Genomic DNA, 25,979 nt, shown 5'->3' with positions numbered 1-25,979 from the left:
ATATAGGTTTAGTTCTATTCGAAATTAATCAATTTTTATCAACTGTTGTAGAATTATCATGAAAATATTTATTTTCAATAAGTTTATTATTGGATATTTTCCTTTGAATTTTCTATAATTAAGTAAAATGTAACGCATATAAAGCAGCCTGAATAGGCTTTGATAAAGGAATGTACAAAGAATTGATATCTTTTGAATAAAATCTTGTCTTGTGACAAGTTGGATTTCATAATGACTTGCTAATTTTGGTTACAAGTTGAATCACCAAATCCGATACTATTATGAAAAGTCTATTCAAATTCTCTATCCTATTGAAATCATTACTGATTTTAACTGTTACCATTATCACATCCCAGGTATATGGACAAAAAGTGAAACCTTCTGAAAGTGGCTATGCACCTGTTAATGGCATCAAAGTTTACTACGAGGTCTATGGCAAAGGAAAGCCCATTGTATTGTTACATGGTGCTTTCATGACAATTGATATGAACTGGGGCGAGCTGATCCCGGAACTATCTAAAAACAGAAAAGTAATAGCGCTTGAATTACAGGGACACGGGCATACTCCGTTTTCAGAAAGGAAATTATCTCATGCTATTTTGGCTAGTGATGTTACAAAAGTAATGGACTATGTGAAAATTGATAAGGCAGATGTTGCAGGATATAGCTTTGGAGGAGAAGTAGCTTATCAATTGGCTGTACAAAGCCCGGAAAGATTGAACAAACTGGTGGTTATTTCATCAACATATAAAACCAGCGGCTGGCTGCCTGAAGTAAATAAAGCCCTTGAAGGGATGAAACCCGAACTCTTTACAAACAGCCCTATGCATACTGCCTACAACGCCGTAGCACCTGATAAAACAAAATGGACAAAGTTTCTGGAGCAGATGATTGCTTCTGCCGGACAGCCATTCAATCTGGGTGATGATAATATTGCTAAAATTTCAGCGCCAGTTTTAATTATTGCGGGTGATAATGATGGATTGGATAAAACCGAGTTATCAAAAACCTATAAATTATTGGGAGGTGATGTTTTTGCAGATATGGGGCCAATGCCAAAATCTCAATTGGCCATCGCTCCGGGACAAACCCATGTCAGCCTGATGATGCAGACAGCAATGATTCTGAACTATCTGAACGGCTTTTTAAAATAATGAGATACAATATCATTCATAAAATTAAATATCATGAGAAAAATAACTGTCTTATCAATGATTACAATGGATGGCGTCATACAGGCACCCGGCGGTCCTGAAGAAGATACATCCGGAAACTTTCAATATGGTGGATGGACCGTATCTTATGGTGATGAACTTTTCGGGGAAATCATGCAGGAAGAAATGAAACAGACTGATTATATTCTGGGGAGGAAAACATTCGATATTTTTTCATCGTACTGGCCACAGCATGCTGAATTTTGGCCGGGAATCAATGAAGGAAATAAATACGTTCTTTCTCAAACAATAGAAAACTCAGATTGGAAGAATACCTTTTTCCTCAAAAATCTGGATGACATCCAAAAGCTTAAACAATCCGAAGGTGCTGATATTCAGATTTGGGGCAGCAGTGAACTTGTTCATCTGTTGTTGAAACATGATCTTGTAGATGAACTTCGCCTAAAAGTTTATCCGTTGATCCTTGGCCGAGGAAAAAAACTGTTTGATGATGACTCAGTTCCGTCTGCTTTTGCTCTGACGGAAAGCCATGTAACATCAAAAGGAGTTATTGTAGCCAATTACAGACGTTCCGGTGAGATTGTGACAGGTAATGTTGAAATGTAACAGAGGGTCTTTAATTAATTTTTTTATAACTGTTAAACCTACAATATGAATACGAAATTTGAAGCAGGAATAAATATTGCCATAAAAATTCCAAAAAGTAAATATGAAAAAACAGTAGCCTTTTATAGAGACATCTTAAGGTTAAATGTTGAAGAAAAACCGATTAAAAATCCAACTGTTTCCAGAACTCATGAGGTAAAATTCGGGAATAATATCATCTGGCTGGACTGTGTAGATAATTATACCCATTCCGAAACCTGGCTGCAGCTTACAGTTCCTGATGTAGAAGAAGCTACAGAATACCTGCAATCGAACGGAGTAGAAACCTGTGACGAGATTGAAGAGCTTCCTGAAAATATGCACTGGATTACAGATCCTGCCGGTACCGTATTTAATTTACAGCAAACACAATAGAAAATATTTTCTGAAAAATATATAAGTAAGAAGGAAATTGGAGAGGTAGGAGTAAATAAGGAAGTTGGATATTACTTAATTCCTTTCTGAGCTTTGTTTTTAACATAAAAATAACCTCCCCAAGCGGGAAGGTTACAAAAAACACATACTGCTTTGGATGAACAAGAAATTACTCATTATTCTGATTCAGGCTAAGCTTTTTCCATCTGGCAACAGTATTTCAATTAAGCTTATATATTTTATTGCAATTAATACACCTTATCCGGTATTCAGTTTATTTATAAACCCCGTAAAAGTTCTATATATACATGGATTCTATTTTTCAAACGGTAAAGTCTGGAATGCTTATATTCTAACAAAGTGTAAATATCAGAAGGGGTATTATACTGATCTGGAATTTTTTTGCCATTTATCATTTTCAATTTTCTGCGTTTCATGGTATTGAATATTACTTTTGCAAAGTATTCTCTTGATTTTTCCTTATTAGAGTTTTGAGAAATACCTCCATTGTGCATGCGATAAAAGTAGTTAGCTTCATTGATAAATTTAAATTTCCCTTTTTCATATAATTTCAGATATAAATCCTGATCTTCTGCTATTCTTAAGGTACTGTCAATTTTCACCGTTTCTTCATATGCATCCTTTCTAATGGCCGTAAAGTTTACAATTTGTACCGGGCAGTTAAAAAAATATTGATCATTGTTCCTGATCTGTTTTGTTAATTTGGGAGTATTAATAGGTGTAAGGTTCTCATCACATCTGATAAACTTGGAATAAGTGAGCACTACATCCTGATTTTTGATGAAAGCCTTAACACTTGAATGAATGGCATTAGGTGTTATTGCATCGTCAGGATCTACAAAACCAAAAAACTGCCCATCTGATAACTCTATTAACCTACTTTTAGTTACACCTACCCCATAATTTTTATCATTTTCAAAAATACTGAAGCGATAGTCCTTATCAATAATATTCCTGATTATTTCTACCGAGTCATCTGTGGAACAATCATCTAAAATAATTGCTTCCCAATTTTGATAGGTTTGATTTAGTAAAGATTCATAACAGGATTTGAAAAACTTACCATTATTGTAGTTGGCAATAAGTATCGAAAATTTCATGATTTAATTTATTGAATTGAAGTATGGAAGAATTGGAAATTTTGTCAAAAACAGGGATAATTGTTTGAAGAAGAACCATCACTCTGCTAATGCTATGAAGGGATAAGCCTTATAGAAAAACAAGGATAAAAGATTATAGAATGTTTAAATAGGTAAGGAATATCTTTTAAGGTTATTTTCTCAACACCGAAGAGTAGAAGAATATATCCTATTAAGAAACAGATCTAACTTAATATAAGATGATCTTTTCTATTTAATGAGTAAAAAATAACCTCCCCAATAGGGGAAGGCTATAAAACACATACTGCGGGATGAACAAGAAATTATTCACTATTCTGATTCAGACCAAGCTTTTTCCATTTGGCAACAGTATTTCTACTGAGTTTATATTTTTGAGCAACTTGAGTATTATTGAGATTGTGCTTTTTTTGATACTCCAATATCTGCATTATTGATTGCTTATCATAAAAGTGATGTTTTTGGTTGAATACAACAGTCTCCTGGCTGCGTGACTCAAAAATGAGATTATTAAGGGTAATGACATCTATTCCTGTTAAGCTTTCCTTATTCAAAATACTTTCACAAGCCTTTGCTTTTTGGGGATATTGATATTGAATGATATCTTTAAATATTTTCTTGTAATCCGGATTATTCATTCGTTACTGTTTGTAAACTTCAATTATAATATTCTTTCTAGGCTGATACTGCTGTCTGGTGTTCCTCCGAATGTAAAAGCTGCAATAGACAATCCAGGAGTATTAATATTAACCCTGAAATTCACATCATTATTTACGTCAAGAAACAGAACGGTATCTGCAGAAGCTGAAAAACTATTTGAGCTGATAAAGGCTGCATTTGCTGACATATAAGCTTTTTGTTCTCCGTTTACAGCAATAGCTATATTTACTTTTACGCCTGCAAAACCTATATTAGCTCCATTGAATAGTACATTAAAATTGATTCTATATAATCCCTTCTGGCGTATACGGAAAGTATCTGCTGGCCTGAAAACAGACAGATAATCCGAAAACTGATTACTGTTATTAGGAATAGATAAAGGAAGATTTCCGGATGTACACAAGAAACTTAAGCATGCTACGCTAGATGGTTCTATTCTTGCCCGGGTCCATGTAGTGGCCTTACCTTGCGGAATAAACGCCTGTTTCCATGTAGAACCATCATACACTTTGGAAACGGAGGTATTCTTGTCATACATCAGCATCGCTTCCATAGTGGGATCATCATCATAGCTGTCAGGCTGGGCTGCATTATATTTCGGTAAAGTTGTGCTGTTATTTGCAGCAGGCTGTATCAATACTTTTTGTCCGGTAGTATTCTGTAATTCTAACTGTGTGTATGGGGATGTAACATTGGCTCCTCCCATAATTACCTGGGCATTTAATAAACATCCTCCCAGTATACTGCTTAATAATATGTATTTTTTCATCGTTTGTGTATTAAAAGTTATCTGATTCTCTGTACATTAATAAAAGTATCGGTGTGATCCGTAGAATTGGAATACGTAGAAATAAGAGAGCTTGTAGATACGGCAGCTGCCAATCTGATTCTGCTGTTAGCCGGCAATGTAACGGTGGAAGACACACTGGCGCTTTTATTCCCGGATTGTCCGAGGTCAATAAATATTCCTCCGCTTTGGCTGGTTTCTTTAAAGGCAAGAGTAGACCAACTTGTTCCGTTATCATAGCTCACATCCAGATTTACCCAATAAGATACATCCTGTCCAAATCCCAGTAGGCTGGTTCCGGAAAAACCTACTACGCCTGAAACGTGATAAAGTCCGGCTGCAGGAATAACGATATAATCAGTTCCGACCTGAGTATTTAAATTATTAACGAGTAGCTGTGATCTATTGGTAAGATTTGATAAAGGAATAGTCTGTCTGTTGTTACTTCCAAACAACTGTGTTAAATCACATGTATTAATTCCCAAAAGTGAAACACATGTCCAGTTTTTTGCTCCGTTTGCTTTTGTACGGGCTTCAAAGGGATTGTAAAATCCACCCAGCTGCAATGCAGGGATCCATATAGTTCCGTCATATTTATAATACTGTTTATCTTCTTTATTGTACAGAAGAGCTCCCTCCAAAGAAGGAAGGTCATCAAAGTGATCTTCCACTGCTGCATTATATAGAGGGAAATTACCTATAGTGTTGGTTTTGGTGAGTATAAGTCCTCTGGAAGAATCTTTTATATCAAGCAATGCATTAACATTAGGACTACCTCCGGTTTTAGATATCAGAATCTGTGAAGAGACGGAAGCGCCAAGCAGCACAGAAAAAAGAAAAGTAAATATTTGTGTTTTCATCATGTGTATAATTAAAGGATTACTTTTTCAAAAACAAGTTCCCCGGTTCCGTTTGTACCATTGTTCTGGAAGGTGGCTGATGCTGTAAGACCAGGAAGAGGTATCAGAGGAGAGTACTGCATGTAACCTGACAGAGAAATTTTATCACCTGCATTGAGCTGAATAACAATTGAACCATTAAATACCGGATTATATCCTAGGCGGGCATTGTCGGAAGTAAATGATTGAGAATCAATATCAGCAAAGGTTGTAGGGGTTGCTGCATTTGCTTTTTGTAGTTTCAATCTTACGTCACTAGATGCGGTGGCTAATGCTGCAAACGATCTGTAGGTAATTCTATATAATGCGGCTTCGTTTACCGTGATAATATTAGAGGCAACTGACAGATTGATATTAGTTCCCTGAAAGTCTGAGCTTCCCGAATTACTAATTGGTATTATCACGTTCGATACTGTACAGCCTGTTCCAAGAAAGGGAATAGTACATGACAGTGTAACATTTGAAGGCCTGGAAAAATGGGCAAAATATTGTGGTTTGGTTTCTACCACATAATCGTATGTGCTTTTCCAGCGGGTTCCATCATGTTCGTAAACAGAAGCATTGTTCTTACTGTAGACTAATGCTCCTTTAAATGTATTATCTCCAACAGGATTGGCTGCATTGCTTATTTGAGATACCGAAGGAAGTAATACAGCTTTTGCCGGAACTGTGGATTTTACATCCAGAATAGCGTTAGGGTGCGGCTCATGATCACTAGGGTTGGCAGAAATACTAACCTGAGCATATCCGCTAACGGTCAGCATGCAGAATAGCATGAAATGTGTTTTTTTCATCGTATAATTTTTTACATTCTTGTGTTTTAAATTTAGATTTAGAAAAGAAGGATATAGGAAAATATCCTTCCTCCTAATTCAAAATATAATAACATTTGTGTTAATAGAATCGAAGCCCAATAAATACATAATGACATAGTTTAAAACTGTTCATTGTGACAATAATACTATGCTAATTATTTATTTCAATTGATTATCTGAATTCTATGACAAAGTTATTTTAAAGTTTAATTATTGATACTATAAAGGTATTGTCATAAACTAGCGAAATCTGTCGTTTTAGTAATCGGAATTGTTAAAAGGCTGAAAACGTTGAAAATTATCCAAGATTTAGTATCCATGAATACATATTTTCCTCTGTACTTATGTTCAGCTTTTTTCTGATTCTATACTTTTTACTGATAACGGAATTGAGGGTTGCATTTTTATAATGAGCTATTTCTTTGGTATCAAATTTTAATTTGATCAGCGCACAATATTCCAGATCAGAATGGGAGAGTTGTTGGTTTATTTCCAGCAATTGTTTATTAAATGTAGGAAATGTTTCAGAAAATTTCAGATGGAAAGATTTATCATTGTTTTCAACAAGCTGTATAAGTTCATTCAAATCTTCAGTATTGATATTTTGTTTTATATTTTTATTTGAAAGCACATTATTTTGTAGTGAGTTCTCCTTATTATCAATGAATATTTCAGTCATTTTATTATCATTCTTTCTTTTGATATAAAAGACATATATAACAAAGCCTGTAATCGAAATGAATGAAATAATGATGATAATCAGAAGATTATTGTTACTTGATTTTGTATTTTCTGTATTGGAAATGTTTTCCCTGTCAGGAGGAGAAATAACATTATTCAGGACTTTCTTTTCAACGTTTGAGATGCTGTCTGTTATCTTCTGGGCTTTTGCAGAATAAAAAGCCTGGTTTTTATAGTCTTCAAGCCCTAAATAAGATTCAGCCTTTCCGGAATAGATATCTTTTACCTGTAACGGATATATTTTAGCTTGTTTGGCTGCTTGTGTTGCTTTGTCAAAATTTTCTAAAGCTGCAGAATAATTTTTTCTTTTGTTCTCTACATTTCCTTTTAATGTATAATATCTGATAAACTCAGATTCATCTTTTTCGGTTTTCATATCCCTGGCAAACTGAGCCAGATATTTTTCAGTATTGCTAATATCATTTTTGGAATAATATTCCTCACTTAATTCTATAGCAAATGAAGAAATGTAAAAATTTTTGTATGGAAATGCAGTGCTTATTTTTCTTGATTCATTATAACCATTGTGAAGATAAATTAAGATAGAATCTTTTTTTTCGTTTTCATTCTCTTTTCTGAGATTTCTAGCCATGGTTCTGTATGCCGTTGCTTTTATGATATGAGCTTCCTCATTACTTACGTTATCTGTCTGGTCAAGAGCTTTATTAAGTAATTTTCTGGATCTTTTGGTATAACCTAGCTCAGTATAAATCATGCCTTCTTCCATATATAGCCATGCTAAAGTGTAATAATCATGATATTTCTCGGCTAAAATTTTACCTTTAGGAATTATTTTCATGGCCTCTTCATACCTCTGCTCGTTCATATAAATGGAGGGTATTATTCTCATAGCTTCCGTTATTCCTTTTGGGTATTCAATGCTCTTTGATTGTGAGAATATAGTATGCCACAATCTTAATAATTCTTTACTGCCAATATCATGGTATGCATTTTTATTTTTTACAATTTTTATTAAGCTGTCAATATCTTTTTTACGCTTAGAATAATCTTGCGAGTAACAATGTATAGTATTGAAAATAAGGAGTATGAAGAAAAATATTTTTGTTTTCACAGAAGCAAGTTTAAAAAAGTAAAATATAAATAAGAACACCAAACTTTTTATTATAGATTAATAATTAAGAGAAATTGAATTTGATGAAATCAAATAAAACTATCCGATATTCAACATCCATGTATACATATTTTCATCAGTGCCGATGTTCAGTTTTTTTCTGATCCGGTATTTTTTACTGACCACAGAATTTATAGTAAGATTTTTATGACGGGCAATCTCTTTAGTGTCAAATTTTAATTTGATTAAGGCACAGTACTCCAGGTCTGAATGAGTAAGCTGAGAATTTATACTCAAAAGCCGCTGATTGAATGCCGGAAAAACTTCAGAAAATCTAAGTAGAAAAGATTTATCATCATTTTTAGCCAGTTGAACAAGTTCCCTCAGGGCTTCAACTTCCGTTTCAGACTTTTCATTTTCAGGGACAGTAATTCGTTTAGGGGCTTGCTCCGGAAGTTTTTCTTCTACACGTCCTTTTTTGGAATTTTTACGATGTAAAATATAAAATGTTAATCCTGCCAATGCTATGAGTATACCAGCCGCAAGATAATAGTTGTTATTTTCATTATCTATAAAAAGATCCTCATTTTCATTAGTATCTAACATACTGTTTAGCAATTGCTGGTCAGCTATAGCCATGCTGTCTGTAATTCTTTTTGCCTTTGTACTGTATATTGCCTGGTTTTTGAAATCGTTAAGCATTAAGTAAGACTCTGCTTTCCCTGAATAAATATCTTTTAATGTGAGCGTGTATATTTTATACTTTTGATTAAGTTCTAAGGCTTTATCAAAGTATTCCAGTGCCTGCGTATAGTTTTTCTTTTTATTTTCTATATTTCCTTTAAGGATATAATAACGGATAAAATCGGACTGATCATTTTCCTGAGACATCACCTTCTTAAACTCATCCAGAAACATCTCTGATTTTGAATAATTATTTCTCAGATAATATTCTTCGGCTAGATCCGTTGCGAAAAGACCCAGTAAAAAGTTTTTATAGGGATTTTTACTGCCCATTTTTCTTATTTCCTGATGTCCACGATATAAATAAATCAACGCTGAATCTTTCGTGCTGTTTGTTCTAATTTGAATGTTTTTTGCCTTTGTCCTGTCAACAAGCCCTTTTATTAAATAACTTTCCTTTTCAGGTATTCTATTAAGAAGACCTAAAGAATTGATAAGCGCTTTCTGAGATTTTTTTATATATCCCAGTTCAGAATAAACCACAGCTTCTTGTATGAAAAACATGGATAATAAGTAATACTCATCTTCATTTTTTGCAAGACTTTTGCCTTGCAGAATCTTCTCTAGAGCTGCTTTATAATTTTGTTCATTCAGATAAACTTCCGACATTTTCATGTCAGCCTGAATCATTCCGTTGGAGTAGCCAATCTCTTTAGATTGGTAATATATTTCAGTACAGATTCTTAAAACTTCTTTGCTGCCTTTATTGGCATATATGCCTTTATCCTGGACAACAATAATCATACTATCTATACTTTTTTGTTGTTTAATATTGTCCTGTGAATAACAAAAATTATAAAAGACAACTAAAATTATCAGTAAAAATTTAATTTTCACAAATAAAAATTTTTATATGTTGAATAAAATCCCATTAATAAACACAAATTGATTCATTTGGTTTACTTATTAAAGTTACTTATTTATTTGCTGTAGTTTATTGAATTATCATAATATATAATAATTGAGTTTTATATCTATATTGATATAGACAATTATCTATAGAATTATGAAATTTGATAATACTTTTAAGTGCTGTCTATTTTCATAGAGCGTTCGATAAAATTGTTTTTTACCTTTAATTGAGTGTGGTTATGAGAACTGGAAATTACGAACGTAAATTGTACTAATTAAACCCATTTTTGTATTTACCCATCCATTTGTATAAGGTGGTCTTAGGAATCTTGTATTCATTCATGACTTCCTGCTTACTCTTTTTACCTGAATCAATAAGATCCAGAATGAATGAAATAATTTCCTGGGTATACAGTTTTTTTCTGAACTGGGGGAGTGTAGATTTGATAGTTGTATTACTTGTATTTACATTAGCAGGAGGAGCATAGAGTATAAGATAATGTGAATAAACTCTAAAGAAATCATATTCAAGTAAAATACTAAACCGTAAAATAACATCGCTGTCTATAGATTTTTGGGATAATATTTTTGTTAATTCTTCATCTGTACATTTCAAAAATTTACAGATTCGTATTTGATCTGTTTCAAATTCCTTTATTCTTTGGGTGATGAGGTCGCCCATGTGAATATTCTTGATATCGTGAATCATCCTTTAGTATTAATTTGTGTTTTTTTAAAAAATATTTGAAGCGGACTACACCATTTCAAATCGTATGCAAAATTATTAAGATTGCTTAAATATGGGGGATGTCGCAGCTGTCGAAAACTGTCGAAACTTATCGAATTTTGTTATTTGCTGGTTAATTTTGACTTTTGGGGAAAAGTGGTCTATGAAATATATAAACTTTTGAATCGGATTATTAAACCTGATTTTTACAGAATAAATTAAAAATAATTAGCTTTCATTTGCTATCGGAATCATATATAAAAGTTGACACAATAAAAGATTGCACTTATGAAATATCAAAAGAGAAATGGAAGATTTATTGTAGTTCTGCAAGTAAATTAAGGAAAAGAGGTCATATAATTGTCGTTTTGTAGTAATCGGATAAAGTAAATTTTAATACCTTTAGCAATCATTAACATTTAAATAATCCATGAAGACGAAACCATTAACTTTCATCTTAATTTTCTTTTTTCAACTGGTAAGTATCACGGCATTTTCACAGAAAACAGCAGTTCTAAATTCTTTATTAGATAAAAATTCAGAATTTATTTTTCCGCAGACTCCCGATAAAATATCAAAAGCATTGAACATGAAACCTGTGTTTTATGAAGATGCCAACGAGGAAAAATATGCAAAATGGCCTACAAAAACAGGATTGGAACTGTATTGCGGCCTTGGGAAAAACACTGTGATTGATGAGATGTTTTTTACCATTTCTGATAATAAGCCCGTAGTGATAGAAGGACTTCCATTTGGTCTTATCATGAATAAAACTACACTGCAGGACAGCAAAACCAAGTTCAGTAAATACAATGCTAAAACGCAAAAACTTGGTGCAGACAGTGAATTTCCGGGAGGTTCAAAACTGATTTTTAAGAAAGGGAAACATTATGCAACCTTGTTTTTTGACAATAAAAACCTGCTAAAATCTCTAGGGCTTACCACAGAACTGATTGATCCGGCTGCCAATTAATTTTACAGACTTTCAAATACTATAAAATCCGCCACTTTTTGGCGGATTTTTTCTATCCATTCATTCCAAATAAAAGTACAGAAAAACCCTTCTGATTACAAAGAAATATAGCTGCTTTCAGAAAATGGATTGAAGAATAAAAATTAAAATTGGATGACTAAAAAATGATATAAAAAAGATCATTTAATATCAAAAGATAAATATCCACTATCCCTTAAAAAATTGTTAAAAAAAACACTTCAATTCCAGGGTGGAAAATGACAACAAGGAAGTTGTTTCTTTGAAGTTGTTTCATTTTTTTACTACATATCTTAAGAATTTAGTAACGAAGAACGAGCAGAATAATCTAAATTACAATGTTTGTTGAGTAAAAAAATATTTTTAATAATAACAAAACCAGTGTGTTATGGTTAAATCGTTATTGTTTGCATAAAATATCTTTCGTGTTTTTATAAAATACTTATATTTACCACCAAGGAGTTCTTAACATCTTCTTTATCAACCGAAACTGGTTACACTTAGCTGTGTCTTAAAAGGGAATCGTGTGCAAATCACGAACTGTCGCGCAACTGTAAGTAACATCAAGGTTTTTATCAAAAAAGGTCCACTGTATACCTAGCTATATGGGAAGGACGATAAAAACTGTTACAAGTCAGGAGACCTGCCTATTTCGAATTGACGATGCTTTCGCGGTCTGAAGCTTATAGTCAGGTATGATACGATATGGATAACAGTGGGATCAATATATTTTGTCGGCTCGTGTTATTTTTGTGATACAGATAAGTAGTGGAGTAGTATGCTCTTTTCATTATCATGTATTCATCGTGTTTTCCTTTTCCATATTTTTCTTTCTCACAGGCATTGTGAAGCTTACCAGGAACTTTTTATGAGGATTTAATCAATATAAAAAGTTAGAAAAATGTACCCATTCGATTTCGATTATTTATGCAGGAGCAGCAGACTTGGAGATAAACAGGTGTGTAGGGAATTAATGGTGTATAATTCCGAATTACAAAAAACGAATAACATAGATCAGCTTTCATTTGATTTCATTTTTACCATCACCTTATGGAGTGGCAGTGACCATTATTATGCCTATTCATGGCTTTCTGTGGACAAATTTCAACTAAACAATAAATATTATAATGACTACAAGTGAAAGTTTGAAGTCTCCCGGTTTGAAATTCCGGGAGGCCATGCGAAAAGAAAATCCCCTTCAGATTGTTGGAGCCATTAATGCCAATCATGCGCTGTTGGCACAGCATGCAGGTTTCAATGCAATTTATCTTTCAGGAGGAGGTGTTGCTGCAGGTTCTCTGGGTATTCCGGATTTAGGGATTACCACGCTGGAAGATGTATTGATTGATGTTCAGCGTATTACGAATGTTTGCGATGTACCACTCATGGTAGATGTTGATACCGGATTTGGGCCTTCAGCATTCAATGTTGCAAGAACCGTAAAGTCTCTGATTAAAGCTGGTGCTGCGGCCCTGCATATTGAAGATCAGGTAGGTGCAAAGCGTTGTGGACACCGCCCGGGAAAAGAAGTGGTAACCAAAGAAGAAATGGTAGACAGACTGAAAGCTGCTGCAGATGCCCGTACCGATGATAATTTTGTAATTGGTGCCCGTACTGATGCTTTTGCCAATGAAGGATTGGAAAAAACATTGGAAAGAGCGGTAGCCTATAAAGAAGCAGGAGCAGATTTCATCTTTGCAGAAGCTGTTCCTGACTTAAGTTTTTACCAAAAATTTGTTGAAGTTACAGGGATTCCTGTGCTGGCTAATATTACAGAATTCGGGATGATCAGAATGTATACTGTGGAAGAATTAAAAAATGCAGGTGTGGGATTAATTCTTTATCCGCTATCGGCTTTCCGTGCAGCCAATAAAGCTGCTCGAAATGTATATGAACACCTTCGTAAAGACGGAACACAGGCGAATGTCTTAGATACCATGCAAACCAGAGAAGAACTCTATCAAAGCATTGGATACTACGACTATGAACAAAAATTAGACAACCTTTTTAAACAAAATAATTGATAATGTCAACGAACAGTGAACCCACATTTAAGCCTAAAAAAAGCGTTGCGCTTTCAGGGGTAGCAGCAGGTAATACTGCGCTTTGCAGTGTCGGAAAAAGTGGAAACGATCTCCATTACAGAGGATATGATATTCTGGATCTGGCAGAGAAAGCACAATTTGAAGAAGTAGCCTATCTTTTGATCTATGGGCAGCTGCCTACCGGAGCGCAATTGAAAAATTATAAAGCCAAGCTGAAATCTTTAAGAGGACTGCCTCATTCCGTGAGAAATATTCTTAAGAGTATTCCTGCAGCGGCTCATCCAATGGATGTCATGCGTTCCATGGTTTCCGCTATTGGGAGTATTCAGCCGGAAAAAGACGATCATAATATGGCGGGAGCAAGGGATATTGCAGACAAATTGCTGGCATCTTTCAGCTCAGGTCTACTATACTGGTACCACTATACCCATAATGGAAAAGAAATTGATGTAGAAACCGATGATGACACGATAGGAGGGCATTTTCTTCACCTTTTGCACGGAAAAAAACCTGCAGATTCCTGGGTAAAAGCAATGGAAATCTCGTTAAACCTTTATGCCGAACATGAATTTAATGCTTCAACATTTACCAGCCGTGTCATTGCCGGAACAGGATCTGATATTTATTCAGCCATTACCGGAGCCATTGGTGCCTTAAGAGGACCAAAACATGGAGGAGCTAATGAAGTTGCTTTTGAAATTCAAAGCCGATACAATTCTCCGGATGAAGCAGAAAGCGATATCCGCCAGCGTATTGCGAACAAAGAAGTGATTATTGGATTTGGGCATCCGGTGTATACCATTTCCGATCCGAGAAACGTTGTGATTAAAAAAGTGGCGAAAGAGCTTTCTGAAGAAGCAGGAGATATGCTGCTGTATACTATTGCTGAAAGACTGGAAACGATCATGTGGGAAGAAAAGAAAATGTTCCCGAACCTCGATTGGTTCTCCGCTGTTTCTTATCATCTGATGGGAGTTCCTACCTTGATGTTCACCCCGTTATTTGTTATTTCAAGAGTGACCGGATGGAGTGCTCACATCATAGAACAGAGACAGGATGGAAAGATTATCCGTCCAAGTGCCAACTATACAGGACCAGAAAATAAAGAATTTGTGTCCATTAACGACCGTAAATAATAGAATGTTGGAAATGGGAAAAACAATTCATTTTCAAATTTTTACACTTAACTTTTTAATTAATTAAAATTTTTCAACGATAAAAAAAATGAGTTCACACATCTCAAACGAAAGACCACAACCCGATCAGGTATTAACAGACATTGCAGACTATGTCTTAAACTACGAAATTAAAAATGACTTAGCATGGAAGACGGCCCACTACTGTCTTCTGGATACGATTGGCTGTGGCCTGGAAGCATTGACCTACCCTGCATGTACGAAACTTTTAGGACCTGTGGTAAAAGGAACGGTAGTTCCTAACGGAGCAAAAGTACCGGGTACCCAATTCCAGTTAGATCCGATTCAGGCAGCATTCAATATCGGTGCGATTATCCGTTGGCTGGATTTCAATGATACATGGCTGGCAGCAGAATGGGGACATCCTTCTGATAACCTTGGAGGAATTTTAGCTACTGCAGACTGGTTATCCAGAACAAATATTGCAGAAGGAAAAGCTCCTTTAAAAATGAAGCAGGTCCTGGAAGCAATGATCATGGCTCACGAAATTCAGGGGGTAATGGCATTGGAAAATTCATTCAATAAAGTAGGGCTAGACCACGTTGTATTGGTAAAACTCGCTTCTACAGCTGTAGTAGGCAAGCTGATCGGATTGAATCGTGATGAAATTATCAATGCCGTGTCACTGGCTTTTGTGGACGGACAGTCTTTAAGAACTTACCGCCACGCTCCCAATACAGGTTCCCGTAAATCATGGGCTGCAGGAGATGCTACATCAAGAGCAGTACGTCTTGCCCTGATTGCAAAAACAGGAGAAATGGGCTATCCATCTGTATTGACAGCAAAAACATGGGGATTCTATGATGTCTCTTTCAAAGGAAATGAATTCAAATTCCAGAGAGAATACAGTTCTTACGTAATGGAAAATGTACTTTTCAAAATTTCTTTCCCTGCAGAATTTCACTCGCAGACCGCAGTGGAAGCAGCAATGACATTACACGCAACTTTAAGAGGCCTTGGAAAAACAACAAATGATATCAAAAAAATTACCATCCGTACCCACGAAGCGGCGATTAGAATTATCGATAAAAAAGGACCGTTAAATAATCCTGCCGACCGTGATCACTGCATTCAATATATGGTGGCTGTACCATTGATCTATGGAAGACTGACAGCTGCCGATTATGAAGATAACATAGCTTCAGATCCAGGAATTGATGTACTTCGTGACAAAATTGAATGTGTGGAAGATGTTCAGTTTACAGCAGACTATCACGATCCGGAAAAACGCTCCATTGCAAATGCGATGACGGTAGAACTTAATGACGGAACGGTTTTAGACGAAATAGTGGTAGAATATCCTATTGGCCACAAACGCAGAAGAGATGAAGGTATTCCTGAACTGATCAAGAAATATAAAGTTAATCTTGCCCGTATTTTCCCGGAAAAACAACAAAGAACAATCCTTGAAAATTCATTGGAATATGACACCTTAGTGAATCTTAACGTCAATGAATTTGTAGATCTTTTAGTCATTTCCTGAACTGATCAAGAAATATAAAGTTAATCTTGCCCGTATTTTCCCGGAAAAACAACAAAGAACAATTCTTGAAAATTCATTGGAATATGACACCTTAGTGAATCTTAACGTCAATGAATTTGTAGATCTTTTAGTCATTTAAAATCAATAAGAAAATGGAGAATTGAATATCACAACGTTTTTAATGAATAGTCGATATTTTTTTGAAAATGATCAATTCTCCATTCTCAATTTTTATGATTAAAACTTTCAATGCTCCATTTTTAATTTAAAAACTATGTCACAAAAAATAAAAATATTAATCAATGGAAATTTTACAGAAAGTAAAACGAAAAACTATCTTCCTGTAGAAAATCCTGCTTCACAGGAGATCCTCGCAGAAGTTCCTCTCACAGAATTATCTGAAATAGATGAAGCTATTGAAGCAGCCGCGGAAGCCTTCAAAATATGGAAAGAAGTTGCCACTCCCGAAAGAGCAAGATTATTTCTGAAATACCAGCATCTTTTAAAAGAACATCAAAAAGAAATTGCAGAAATTCTCTCCAGGGAAAACGGAAAAACCTTTGCAGATGCTATGGGAGACGTTTGGCGCGGTATAGAAGTCGTAGAGCATGCCTGTAATATTCCGACTCTGATGATGGGGGAAACGGTAGAGAACGTTGCAAGAGGAGTAGACACTTACAGTTACATTCAGCCTCTTGGGGTCTGTGCAGGAATTACTCCTTTCAACTTTCCGGCCATGATTCCTTTGTGGATGTTTCCTATGGCGATAGCATGCGGTAATACCTTTATTTTAAAACCTTCCGAACAGACTCCTATGACCTCTATGAAAATGGCAGAGCTGTTTTTGGAGGCAGGCTTTCCTAAAGGTGTTTTAAATATTGTTCATGGTACCAAAGATCAGGTAAACCATATTTTGAATCATGCTGATATCAGAGCTATTTCATTTGTAGGCTCTGTACCGGTTGCAGAACATGTTTACCGTACCGGAACCGATAATCTGAAAAGAGTTCAGGCTTTTGGCGGTGCTAAAAATCATATGGTGGTCATGCCGGATGCTAATAAAAGTCAGGTAATTAATAATCTGGTGGGAGCTTCCTGTGGTGCTGCAGGCCAGCGTTGTATGGCGATCAGTGTTGCAGTATTAGTAGGAGAGGCCCAAAACTGGGTAGAAGATATTAAAATGGCTCTAAGTACAATCAAACCAGGAGTTTGGTCTGATGAGTCTGCTGCGTTTGGTCCGTTAATCAATCGACAATCCAAAGATAAAGTGTTAAGATTGATTAAAAGTGCTTACGATCAGGGAGCAGAAGTTCTGTTAGATGGAAGCAACTGTACCGTAGAAGGCTATGAAAACGGTTATTTTGTAGGACCTACCTTATTTAATAATGTTTCTGTGGATATGGACATCTACAAAGAAGAAATTTTCGGGCCGGCATTGCTGTTATTAAAAGCAGAAACCTTAGATGAAGCGATCAGAATCATTAATGAAAACCCATACGGAAACGGAACCTCAATTTTCACCAATTCCGGAGCTGCTGCAAGAAAATTCCAGCATGAAATTGAAGTAGGGCAGATTGGAGTTAACCTTCCGATTCCTGTTCCACTGCCGTTTTTCTCTTTTACAGGATGGAGAAAGTCTTTCTTTGGCGATCTGCATTCTTATGGAAAACAAGGCGTTCGTTTCTATACCGAAACCAAGACCATTACTGCCCGTTGGTTTGAAGAAGATGTGCCGGGAGGAAATGTGAATATGACCATCAGCTTAAAATAAAGGAAAGCAGATCATTGAAAAGGTTTCTACTTCTCAATATTCACTTTTTACGTTCAATTATTCATTCTCAATTCAAATAAATTTTCAATTCAATACTATGGAGTTTAACCTCAATGAAGACCAGCTGGCATTTCAGGATGCCGCGAGAAAGTTTGCTGAAAAAGAGCTGTTTCCATATGCTTCAGAATGGGATGCTGAAAAGAAATTTCCCAAAGAAGCTATTGGTAAAGCCGGAGAATTGGGTTTCTGCGGTGTATACACCAGCGAAGAAGCCGGCGGGCTGGGATTATCACGGCTGGATGCAGCCATTATATTTGAAGAATTAGCCGCCGCTTGTCCTTCCACCACAGCCTATATTACCATACACAATATGGTTTCATGGATGATCGATGAATTTGGAAATGATGAAATCAGAAAAGACTTATGTCCGGATCTGGCATCAGGTAAACTTCTGGGCTCTTATTGTCTTACCGAACCAGGATCAGGCTCAGATGCAGCAGGTTTGAAAACGACAGCTGTAAAAAAAGGAAATAAGTATAGTATTAACGGAACCAAAGCGTTTATCTCCGGAGCAGGTGAAAGTGATATATTAATTGTCATGGCCCGCACGGGGGAATCCGGTACCAAAGGAATCAGTGCATTTGTAGTACATGCCGATACTCCGGGAATCAGTTTTGGAGAAAAAGAAAAAAAACTGGGCTGGAATACGCAGCCGACCCGTTTTGTATTTTTGGATCATGTGGAGGTAGAAGAGAAATATCTTTTAGGTAGATTAGGGGAAGGATTTAAAATAGCTCTGAAAGGATTGGACGGAGGCCGTATCAACATTGGAACCTGTTCTGTAGGAGCAGCACAGGGAGCAATTAATCAGGCTCAGCGCTATATGCATGAGCGGCAGCAGTTCGGGAAATCTTTGGCACAGTTTCAGTCTCTTCAGTTTAAAATTGCTGATATGGTGACAGAACTGGTTGCAGCCCGTCAAATGGTACATCTGGCAGCATTTAAGCTTGATTCCAAAGATACTAATGCAACTACTTACTGTGCAATGGCCAAAAGGCTGGCTACAGATATGAGTTTCAATATATGCAATGATGCTCTTCAGATCTTAGGAGGCTATGGCTGTACTCAGGATTTTCCGGTAGAAAGGCTGATGCGTGATGCCAGAGTACATCAGGTTGTAGAAGGAACTAATGAAATTATGAAACTCGTTATTTCAAGAAAGATCCTTGAAGAAGGAGCTACTTTACAAATAAGATGATAACAGATTTTTCATTACTGTAGAATCTTTGATTTTCATCTTATGTGAGCTTTTCTGCGGCATCATTTTAAACTTACTTAAGGGAATTAAAGTATTTTAAAATAAAAACTTTTGTGACTTTTGTGGTTGTCTAAAGTTTAGATAACTTTTAAATAATAAATTTCAATTTTCAACTCTCAATTTTTAATTAAATATCATGAGTGTAATTATAACAGAAATAAAAAATAAGGTCGGAATTATTACCCTGAATTCAGAGAAAACCCTCAATTCGCTGTCATTGGAAATGATAGAAGAACTGAAAGCCGTTTTGGAAGAATGGAAAACCTCTGATGAAGTAGTCTGTATATTCCTTCAGGGAGCCGGAGAAAAAGCATTATGTGCAGGAGGTGATGTGAGAAAGTTACATGATGCTATTATTGCACAGCGTGCAATAGACGATACAAAAGTTCCACAGGATTGTTTCGACTTCTTTTCAAAAGAATACGAAGTAGACTATGCCATCCATACCTATCCGAAACCTGTTATCGTCTGGGGACACGGAATCGTCATGGGTGGAGGAATTGGTTTAATGGTGGGTGCTTCACACCGAATTGTTACCGAAAAAAGTAAACTGGCAATGCCCGAAATTACAATTGGTCTGTACCCAGATGTAGGAGGAACCTGGTTTTTGAATAAAATGCCTTCTGCTTATGGAGTTTATTTAGGATTAACAGGCGCAAGATTGGATGGTTCAGATTGTAAATTCTTAGGATTGGCAGATTATTACATAGAATCCTCTTCAAAAGAAACTATTCTGAATTCCCTTCAGCAGGCAGATTGGAATGGAACCTCTCATAAAACCGTTTCCCATATCCTGGAAAATATTTCAAAAGAGGTCATTATTCCTCAGTCTCAGGCAGCATTACATAAGCCTTTTATCAAACAGTTTGAAGGCGTAGATTCTCTGGAAGATTTCAAGAAAATATTAATCAGTTATAATGATAAAGATGAATGGATCAATAACGGTGTGAAAAGCTTTGAAGCCGGATCTCCAAGTTCAGCGTACATTATTTTCAGACAACTGAAACAAGGTAAAGATTTAAGCCTTGAGGAGGTTTTTCAATCTGAACTGAATCTATCCTGCCAATGCTGCATTCACCCTGATTTTGCAGAAGGAGTAAGAGCATTATTGGTAGACAAAGATATGTCTCCGAAATGGCATCCCGCAACATGGGAAGATATTACAGAAGAATGGATAGATTCCTATTTTAAAGAACTGAAAATGGAGAATGAAAAATTGAGAATGGAGATTTAAGTATTACGCTTTGAACGCTCAACTTTAAACTTTAAACTAAGAAATTATGTCAAATATAGCATTCATAGGATTAGGAAATATGGGTGGTCCAATGGCCGTTAACCTGATCAAAAAAGGCCATCATGTGATAGGCTTTGATCTTTCAGAAGAAGCTTTGAAAATACTGGTTTCAGAAGGAGGGCAGACTGCCGAATCTGCTGTAGAAGCCTCTAAGGGCGCAGATGTTGTGATTTCGATGCTGCCTTCAGGAAAACACGTAGCTGATCTTTATTCAGAAGAGTTTATAAGCAGTCTGAAACCAAACACATTATTGATTGACAGCAGTACTATTGATGCAGTTACAGCCCGTACAGTTGCTGAACTTGCTGTTTCAAAAGGCTGCAGGATGATAGATGCACCTGTTTCCGGAGGAACTGCCGGAGCTCAGGCAGGGACACTCACCTTTATTGTTGGTGGTAAACAGGAAGACTATGAAAAAGCCCGGCCGATACTCAAGTGTATGGGACAGAATATATTCCATGCGGGAGAATCCGGGGCGGGACAGGTTGCCAAGATATGCAATAATATGCTGCTGGCCATTCATATGATCGGAACTTCAGAAGCCATCAATCTTGGGGTGAAACATGGTCTTAATCCTCAGATTTTAAGTGAGATTATGCAGAAGAGTTCCGGAAAAAACTGGTCTTTAGATGTGTATAATCCTTATCCGGGTGTGATGGAAAATGCTCCGGCTTCCCGTAATTACTCCGGAGGTTTTGCAGTAGACCTGATGACAAAAGATCTGGGCCTTGCTGCAGAAGCGGGATTGGAAACCAAAACATCCACACCTCTCGGCAATACGGCATTGAATTTATACAGAATGTGGAGCGAATCCGGAAACGGAAAAATAGACTTTTCAAGTATTATTCAATTTCTAAACAGAGGTCTTTAAAAATTTGAACAGAATATAAAATACTGTCTGTGAACACTTTTTAATAATTTTCAACTATCAACTATCAACTATCAACTATCAACTATCAACTAAAAATGACTTTTGAAACATTACTATATCAACAAAACGGTCACATCGGAACACTGACGATTAACCGTCCGCAGGCCTTAAATGCTTTGAATGAACAGGTTTTAAAGGAGCTGAAATCATTTGCTAACCAGGTAAAATCAGATAAAAATATCAGAGTATTAATCATTACCGGTTCCGGAGAAAAAGCTTTTGTTGCAGGGGCTGATATTAAAGCGATGCAGCAGATGACTCCCGAAGAAGCAGAGGCGTTTTCAATTGTTGCGCAGACAGCTTTTAACGCTATTGAAGAACTTCCGTTTGCGGTGATAGCCGCTGTAAATGGCTTTGCGTTGGGAGGAGGTTGCGAATTGGCATTATCCTGTGATATTATTCTTGCCAGTGGAAAAGCAAAATTTGGACTCCCTGAAGTGACATTAGGATTATTGCCTTGTTTTGGCGGAACCCAGCGTCTTCCGAGAGCTATTGGATTATACAAAGCAAGGGAAATGGTTTTCTCCGGAGAATTTTATTCCGCGGAGGCCTGTAAAGACTTTGGTTTTGTCAATCATGTTTTCGCTCCCGAAGAGTTGCTGAACGAAGCTCAAAAATTGGCAGAAACAATTGCTGCAAGAGGACCTGTAGCCGTTGCAAAAGCGAAACAGTCGCTAAATACCGGATTTGAACTGCATATCACAGACGGATTGAAGCAGGAAGCCGCTTTATTTGGGGAATTGTTTACAACAGAAGATCATAATGAAGGAATCGGGGCATTCATACAAAAAAGAAGCCCGGACTTTAAAGGAAATTAATGAACTGGAAGGCAGAGAATTGAAATAACATGGTTTAACTTAAGTATCATCTTCTATTTTCAATTCTCTGTTTTTCCATTATTTAAATGGTCAGTCCATGATTGTTTTTTACCTCAGCCATAACAAACGTACTGTGGGTACTCCCGATAGAATCTACAGATCCCAGTTTGTTAAACACAAAATCCTGATAATGTTTCATATCCCGTACCTGAACTTTCAGAAGGAAATCAAAATCTCCGGAAATATTGTAACATTCCGCCACTTCTTCAATTTCTAAAATTTCTTTCACAAAGTCATAGCCTATAGATCTGTCGTGAATTTTCAGCTTGATCTGACAGAAAACCGTAAATCCACGGTTGAGCTTTTCAGCATCAAGAACAGCAGCATATCTTTTCACAAATCCTTCCTGTTCCAATCTTTTTACTCTTTCAAAAACCGGTGAAGTGGAGAGGTTCACTTCCTTTGCAAGCTCTTTAACGGTCAGTTTTGCATTTTTCTGGAGCAGCCTAAGCAGCTGTACATCCTTATCATCAAGTTGTTCCACAGAATAATATTCTTTTAGATTATAAAAACAGTCAAATGTAAAGAATTATATGCTTTTATTGATGATTTTAAAAGATTATTTTGCTTAATTAATTGTATTTGATTGTGTGTTTATTCTGTATTGTTAATTTTACACAAAATTAAAAACTTTTAATGATGGTTATTGTCATCGTTAAAAGTACAGTTCCTTAGAGATACTTCATCAAACAGGAAAGGTTTTACTTAACGTAGATTAATAGGGAATCGTGTGAGAATCACGAGCTGTCGCGCAACTGTAAGTAACATGCCAAAGGTTTCTGTCCTTGCATATCCACTGCCAAAAGCGGGAAGGATGACGGAAACCGTTACAAGTCAGGAGACCTGCCTTTACTGAATTGACAATGCTTTCGCGGTCTGAAGCTTTTGGGTCATACAGATGATATATCGGATGTATACATTTTCTCTGTGAGGGAAGTTGTATTGTTTGTTATATCGTGATCCCTGAAATTTTTATCCGTAAAAACATTCCGAAGCATTTTAAAAGGACTTTACCATTAAGTTTAATTAAAAAGTTTAAAAATGCAAACTCACATTCTGGGCTATCCGCGTATTGGTAGCAAAAGAGAACTCAAAAAAGCCTGCGAGCAATATTGGTCAGGTAAGATCCTTTTGGAAGAACTTCTGAATACAGGCAGAACGATCTGTAACCAAAACTGGAACATTCAGAAAGAAGCAGGAATAGACCTTATTCCATGTAATGATTTTTCATACTATGATCAGGTATTGGATATGAGCCTTGTGGTGGGAGCAATTCCTACACGTTATCATGAAGTAGTGCTTAAAAAAAACAACTCTGAGCTGGATCTTTACTTTGCTATGGCAAGAGGATACCAGAAAGAAGGATTGGATATCACTGCAATGGAAATGACAAAATGGTTTGATACCAATTATCATTATATCGTTCCCGAGTTTTATAAAAATCAGCAGTTTAAACTGAGTTCAGATAAAATTTTCAATGAATTTGCAGGAGCAAAACAAGCGGGAATCAATGCAAAACCGGTAATTATCGGGCTGGTTTCTTATCTTCTGTTAGGAAAAGAAAAAGAAGAAGGATTTGATAAGCTGGATCTGGCTGGAAATCTTCTTTCCGTATATATTGAAATTTTAACCAAACTTCAGGAGCAGGGAGCAGAATGGATTCAGTTTGATGAACCTTTTCTAGCGTTGGATTTAACGGAGAAAGCCAAAGAAACCTATTATTTTGTTTACACCGAAATAAGAAAACGTTTCCCGAAACTGAAATTCATTGTGGCTACTTATTTTGAAGGATTAAATGATAACGAATCACTTGCGGCATCACTACCTGTGAATGTATTGCACCTGGATCTTGTAAGAAACCCGGAACAGTTGGATGAAATCCTGAATGGTATTCCGGAAAGCTTAAGCCTTTCATTAGGAGTAGTTGACGGAAGAAATATCTGGAAAAATGATTTTGAAAAATCTTTGTCTTTCATCAGAAAAGCAGTTGAGAAATTGGGATCTGAAAGAGTTTTAATCGCTCCTTCCTCTTCATTACTTCATTCACCGTGTGATCTGGATTTTGAAATCACTCTTAATCCGGAAATTAAAAACTGGCTGGCTTTTGCAAAACAAAAAGTGGCCGAAGTCGTAACACTTAAAGAACTGGCATCCGGAACAGGAAATGAACAGATTCTTGCCTCTTTTGAAGAAAATAAAAAAGCAATTGCAAGCAGAAGAACATCTGCGCTTATTCATAATGATGAGGTCAAGAAAAGAGCGAATGCTGTTACTGAAAAAGATGCACAAAGGATCAATACCTTCAAAATCCGTAAAGAAGAACAGCAGAAAGTCCTTCAGCTTCCTTTATTTCCAACAACAACCATCGGGTCATTTCCACAGACCACGGAGGTAAGAAGCTGGAGAGCAAAATTCAAGAAAGGAGAGCTTACGGCAGAGCAGTATGATACTTTACTGAAGGAAGAAACCCAGAGAACCATCAACTGGCAGGAAGAAATAGGAATAGATGTATTGGTTCACGGGGAATTTGAGCGTAACGATATGGTGGAATATTTCGGGGAACAACTGGAAGGCTTTGTATTTACGAAAAATGGCTGGGTACAGAGCTATGGAAGCCGTTGTGTAAAACCTCCTGTAATCTTCGGTGATGTTTCCCGCCCAACTCCGATGACGGTATATTGGTCTCAATATGCACAATCCCAGACTGAAAAATGGGTAAAAGGAATGCTTACAGGCCCCGTTACAATTTTACAATGGTCTTTTGTACGTGACGATCAGCCTCGTTCAGAGACATGTAAACAAATTGCTCTGGCCATCCGTGATGAAGTTGTGGATCTTGAAAAAGCTGGAATCAGAATCATTCAGATTGATGAGCCTGCAATAAGAGAAGGACTTCCATTACGGAAAACAGACTGGCAGAATTACCTGAAATGGGCTGTAGAAGCTTTCAGAATTTCAGCAAGCGGAGTGGAAGATGCTACACAGATTCATACCCATATGTGCTATTCGGAATTCAATGATATTATTGAAAATATTGCTGATATGGATGCTGATGTGATTACCATAGAATGTTCCCGTTCTCAGATGGAACTGCTGAATGCTTTTGCAGACTTCAGATATCCGAACGAAATCGGCCCGGGAGTATACGATATCCATTCCCCAAGAGTTCCGTCCAAAGAAGAAATGATTGAATTGTTGAGAAAAGCCCAGAACGTCATTCCGGCCAATCAGCTTTGGGTAAATCCTGACTGCGGGCTGAAAACAAGACACTGGGAAGAAACAGAAAAAGCTTTAATAGCAATGGTGGCAGCCGCTAAGGAAGCCTCCGTAGAATATGCACTTTAAAAAACTTTAAAATAATTAGATTCAATAATTCAGATCGTGTTATGATTTTCATGGCACGATCTGTTATTTTAGTGATCCTCACATTTTTTTAGATGA

General features: G+C 36.4%; 23 protein-coding genes and 2 riboswitches. Of the genes, 14 read left to right on the top strand and 9 right to left on the bottom strand.

Going from position 1 to position 25,979, the window contains the following annotated elements; translation table 11 throughout:
- Positions 1-281: 281 nt before the first annotated feature.
- The 3 genes from ACLMCG_RS04035 to ACLMCG_RS04025 are packed head-to-tail and all read left to right on the top strand — an operon-like array spanning position 282 to position 2,195.
- The gene (locus ACLMCG_RS04035) at positions 282-1,154 is read left to right on the top strand and encodes an alpha/beta fold hydrolase (protein WP_413958879.1); all 873 of its coding nucleotides are present in this window, start codon (positions 282-284) and stop codon (positions 1,152-1,154) included.
- Positions 1,155-1,187: 33 nt separating this feature from the next.
- On the top strand, positions 1,188-1,781 hold the full coding sequence (locus ACLMCG_RS04030) for a dihydrofolate reductase family protein (RefSeq protein WP_413958878.1): 594 nt from the start codon (positions 1,188-1,190) through the stop codon (positions 1,779-1,781).
- 45 nt (positions 1,782-1,826) lie between these two features.
- On the top strand, positions 1,827-2,195 hold the full coding sequence (locus ACLMCG_RS04025; protein WP_223598980.1) for a VOC family protein: 369 nt from the start codon (positions 1,827-1,829) through the stop codon (positions 2,193-2,195).
- A gap of 278 nt (positions 2,196-2,473) precedes the next feature.
- Here ACLMCG_RS04025 and ACLMCG_RS04020 read toward each other — a convergent pair whose 3' ends face one another.
- The 8 genes from ACLMCG_RS04020 to ACLMCG_RS03985 form a co-directional block, all read right to left on the bottom strand.
- The gene (locus tag ACLMCG_RS04020; protein ID WP_413958877.1) at positions 2,474-3,316 is read right to left on the bottom strand and encodes a glycosyltransferase; all 843 of its coding nucleotides are present in this window, start codon (positions 3,314-3,316) and stop codon (positions 2,474-2,476) included.
- A gap of 323 nt (positions 3,317-3,639) precedes the next feature.
- The gene (locus tag ACLMCG_RS04015) at positions 3,640-3,972 is read right to left on the bottom strand and encodes a helix-turn-helix domain-containing protein (protein WP_223598978.1); all 333 of its coding nucleotides are present in this window, start codon (positions 3,970-3,972) and stop codon (positions 3,640-3,642) included.
- A gap of 23 nt (positions 3,973-3,995) precedes the next feature.
- Positions 3,996-4,763, bottom strand: a complete 768-nt coding sequence (locus tag ACLMCG_RS04010; RefSeq protein ID WP_413958876.1) for a hypothetical protein — start codon at positions 4,761-4,763, stop codon at positions 3,996-3,998.
- A 17-nt stretch (positions 4,764-4,780) separates the two neighbouring features.
- On the bottom strand, positions 4,781-5,641 hold the full coding sequence (locus ACLMCG_RS04005) for a hypothetical protein (RefSeq protein ID WP_223598976.1): 861 nt from the start codon (positions 5,639-5,641) through the stop codon (positions 4,781-4,783).
- A gap of 11 nt (positions 5,642-5,652) precedes the next feature.
- Positions 5,653-6,474, bottom strand: a complete 822-nt coding sequence (locus ACLMCG_RS04000) for a hypothetical protein (protein WP_413958875.1) — start codon at positions 6,472-6,474, stop codon at positions 5,653-5,655.
- Positions 6,475-6,793: 319 nt separating this feature from the next.
- Entirely contained in the window at positions 6,794-8,086 is a 1,293-nt protein-coding gene (locus tag ACLMCG_RS03995) for a tetratricopeptide repeat protein (protein WP_413958874.1), read from the bottom strand.
- Between the two features lie 321 nt (positions 8,087-8,407).
- Positions 8,408-9,796, bottom strand: a complete 1,389-nt coding sequence (locus tag ACLMCG_RS03990) for a hypothetical protein (RefSeq protein WP_413958873.1) — start codon at positions 9,794-9,796, stop codon at positions 8,408-8,410.
- Positions 9,797-10,175: 379 nt separating this feature from the next.
- Entirely contained in the window at positions 10,176-10,613 is a 438-nt protein-coding gene (locus tag ACLMCG_RS03985) for a transposase (protein WP_413958872.1), read from the bottom strand.
- Between the two features lie 448 nt (positions 10,614-11,061).
- Between ACLMCG_RS03985 and ACLMCG_RS03980 the strand changes: the two genes are divergently transcribed.
- The 10 genes from ACLMCG_RS03980 (at position 11,062) to ACLMCG_RS03935 (ending at position 22,478) form a co-directional block, all read left to right on the top strand.
- The gene (locus ACLMCG_RS03980) at positions 11,062-11,604 is read left to right on the top strand and encodes a hypothetical protein (protein ID WP_413958871.1); all 543 of its coding nucleotides are present in this window, start codon (positions 11,062-11,064) and stop codon (positions 11,602-11,604) included.
- A 492-nt stretch (positions 11,605-12,096) separates the two neighbouring features.
- A riboswitch (cobalamin riboswitch) is annotated at positions 12,097-12,288 on the top strand.
- Between the two features lie 235 nt (positions 12,289-12,523).
- A complete protein-coding gene (locus ACLMCG_RS03975; protein ID WP_413958870.1) occupies positions 12,524-12,763 on the top strand; it encodes a hypothetical protein in 240 nt (79 codons plus the stop codon).
- Positions 12,750-13,646: a methylisocitrate lyase gene (gene prpB, locus ACLMCG_RS03970; RefSeq protein ID WP_223598969.1), complete on the top strand. Its 897-nt coding sequence runs from the start codon at positions 12,750-12,752 to the stop codon at positions 13,644-13,646. Before ACLMCG_RS03975 ends, prpB begins: the two co-directional genes overlap by 14 nt.
- Before the next feature lie 2 nt (positions 13,647-13,648).
- On the top strand, positions 13,649-14,803 hold the full coding sequence (gene prpC / locus ACLMCG_RS03965; RefSeq protein ID WP_223598968.1) for a 2-methylcitrate synthase: 1,155 nt from the start codon (positions 13,649-13,651) through the stop codon (positions 14,801-14,803).
- Positions 14,804-14,891: 88 nt separating this feature from the next.
- Entirely contained in the window at positions 14,892-16,346 is a 1,455-nt protein-coding gene (locus ACLMCG_RS03960) for a bifunctional 2-methylcitrate dehydratase/aconitate hydratase (protein ID WP_413958869.1), read from the top strand.
- Between the two features lie 274 nt (positions 16,347-16,620).
- Positions 16,621-18,117, top strand: a complete 1,497-nt coding sequence (locus ACLMCG_RS03955; RefSeq protein ID WP_413958868.1) for a CoA-acylating methylmalonate-semialdehyde dehydrogenase — start codon at positions 16,621-16,623, stop codon at positions 18,115-18,117.
- Between the two features lie 97 nt (positions 18,118-18,214).
- The gene (locus ACLMCG_RS03950; RefSeq protein WP_413958867.1) at positions 18,215-19,375 is read left to right on the top strand and encodes an acyl-CoA dehydrogenase family protein; all 1,161 of its coding nucleotides are present in this window, start codon (positions 18,215-18,217) and stop codon (positions 19,373-19,375) included.
- Between the two features lie 196 nt (positions 19,376-19,571).
- Positions 19,572-20,669, top strand: coding sequence for an enoyl-CoA hydratase/isomerase family protein (locus tag ACLMCG_RS03945; protein ID WP_413958866.1), 1,098 nt, complete (start codon positions 19,572-19,574; stop codon positions 20,667-20,669).
- A 46-nt stretch (positions 20,670-20,715) separates the two neighbouring features.
- Positions 20,716-21,600, top strand: a complete 885-nt coding sequence (gene mmsB / locus ACLMCG_RS03940; RefSeq protein ID WP_413958865.1) for a 3-hydroxyisobutyrate dehydrogenase — start codon at positions 20,716-20,718, stop codon at positions 21,598-21,600.
- 95 nt (positions 21,601-21,695) lie between these two features.
- Positions 21,696-22,478, top strand: coding sequence for an enoyl-CoA hydratase/isomerase family protein (locus ACLMCG_RS03935; protein WP_413958864.1), 783 nt, complete (start codon positions 21,696-21,698; stop codon positions 22,476-22,478).
- An 82-nt stretch (positions 22,479-22,560) separates the two neighbouring features.
- Here ACLMCG_RS03935 and ACLMCG_RS03930 read toward each other — a convergent pair whose 3' ends face one another.
- Entirely contained in the window at positions 22,561-23,022 is a 462-nt protein-coding gene (locus tag ACLMCG_RS03930; protein ID WP_413958863.1) for an Lrp/AsnC family transcriptional regulator, read from the bottom strand.
- Between the two features lie 195 nt (positions 23,023-23,217).
- A riboswitch (cobalamin riboswitch) is annotated at positions 23,218-23,404 on the top strand.
- 175 nt (positions 23,405-23,579) lie between these two features.
- Between ACLMCG_RS03930 and metE the strand changes: the two genes are divergently transcribed.
- Positions 23,580-25,883, top strand: coding sequence for a 5-methyltetrahydropteroyltriglutamate--homocysteine S-methyltransferase (metE, locus tag ACLMCG_RS03925; RefSeq protein WP_413958862.1), 2,304 nt, complete (start codon positions 23,580-23,582; stop codon positions 25,881-25,883).
- Positions 25,884-25,979: the final 96 nt, after the last annotated feature.

Source organism: Chryseobacterium sp. S90, assembly GCF_047444895.1.
In the GTDB taxonomy this organism is placed as follows: Bacteria; Bacteroidota; Bacteroidia; order Flavobacteriales; family Weeksellaceae; genus Chryseobacterium.
The sequence above is the reverse complement of the archived record's forward strand: the minus strand, read 5'-3'. Positions and strand labels throughout refer to the sequence as shown.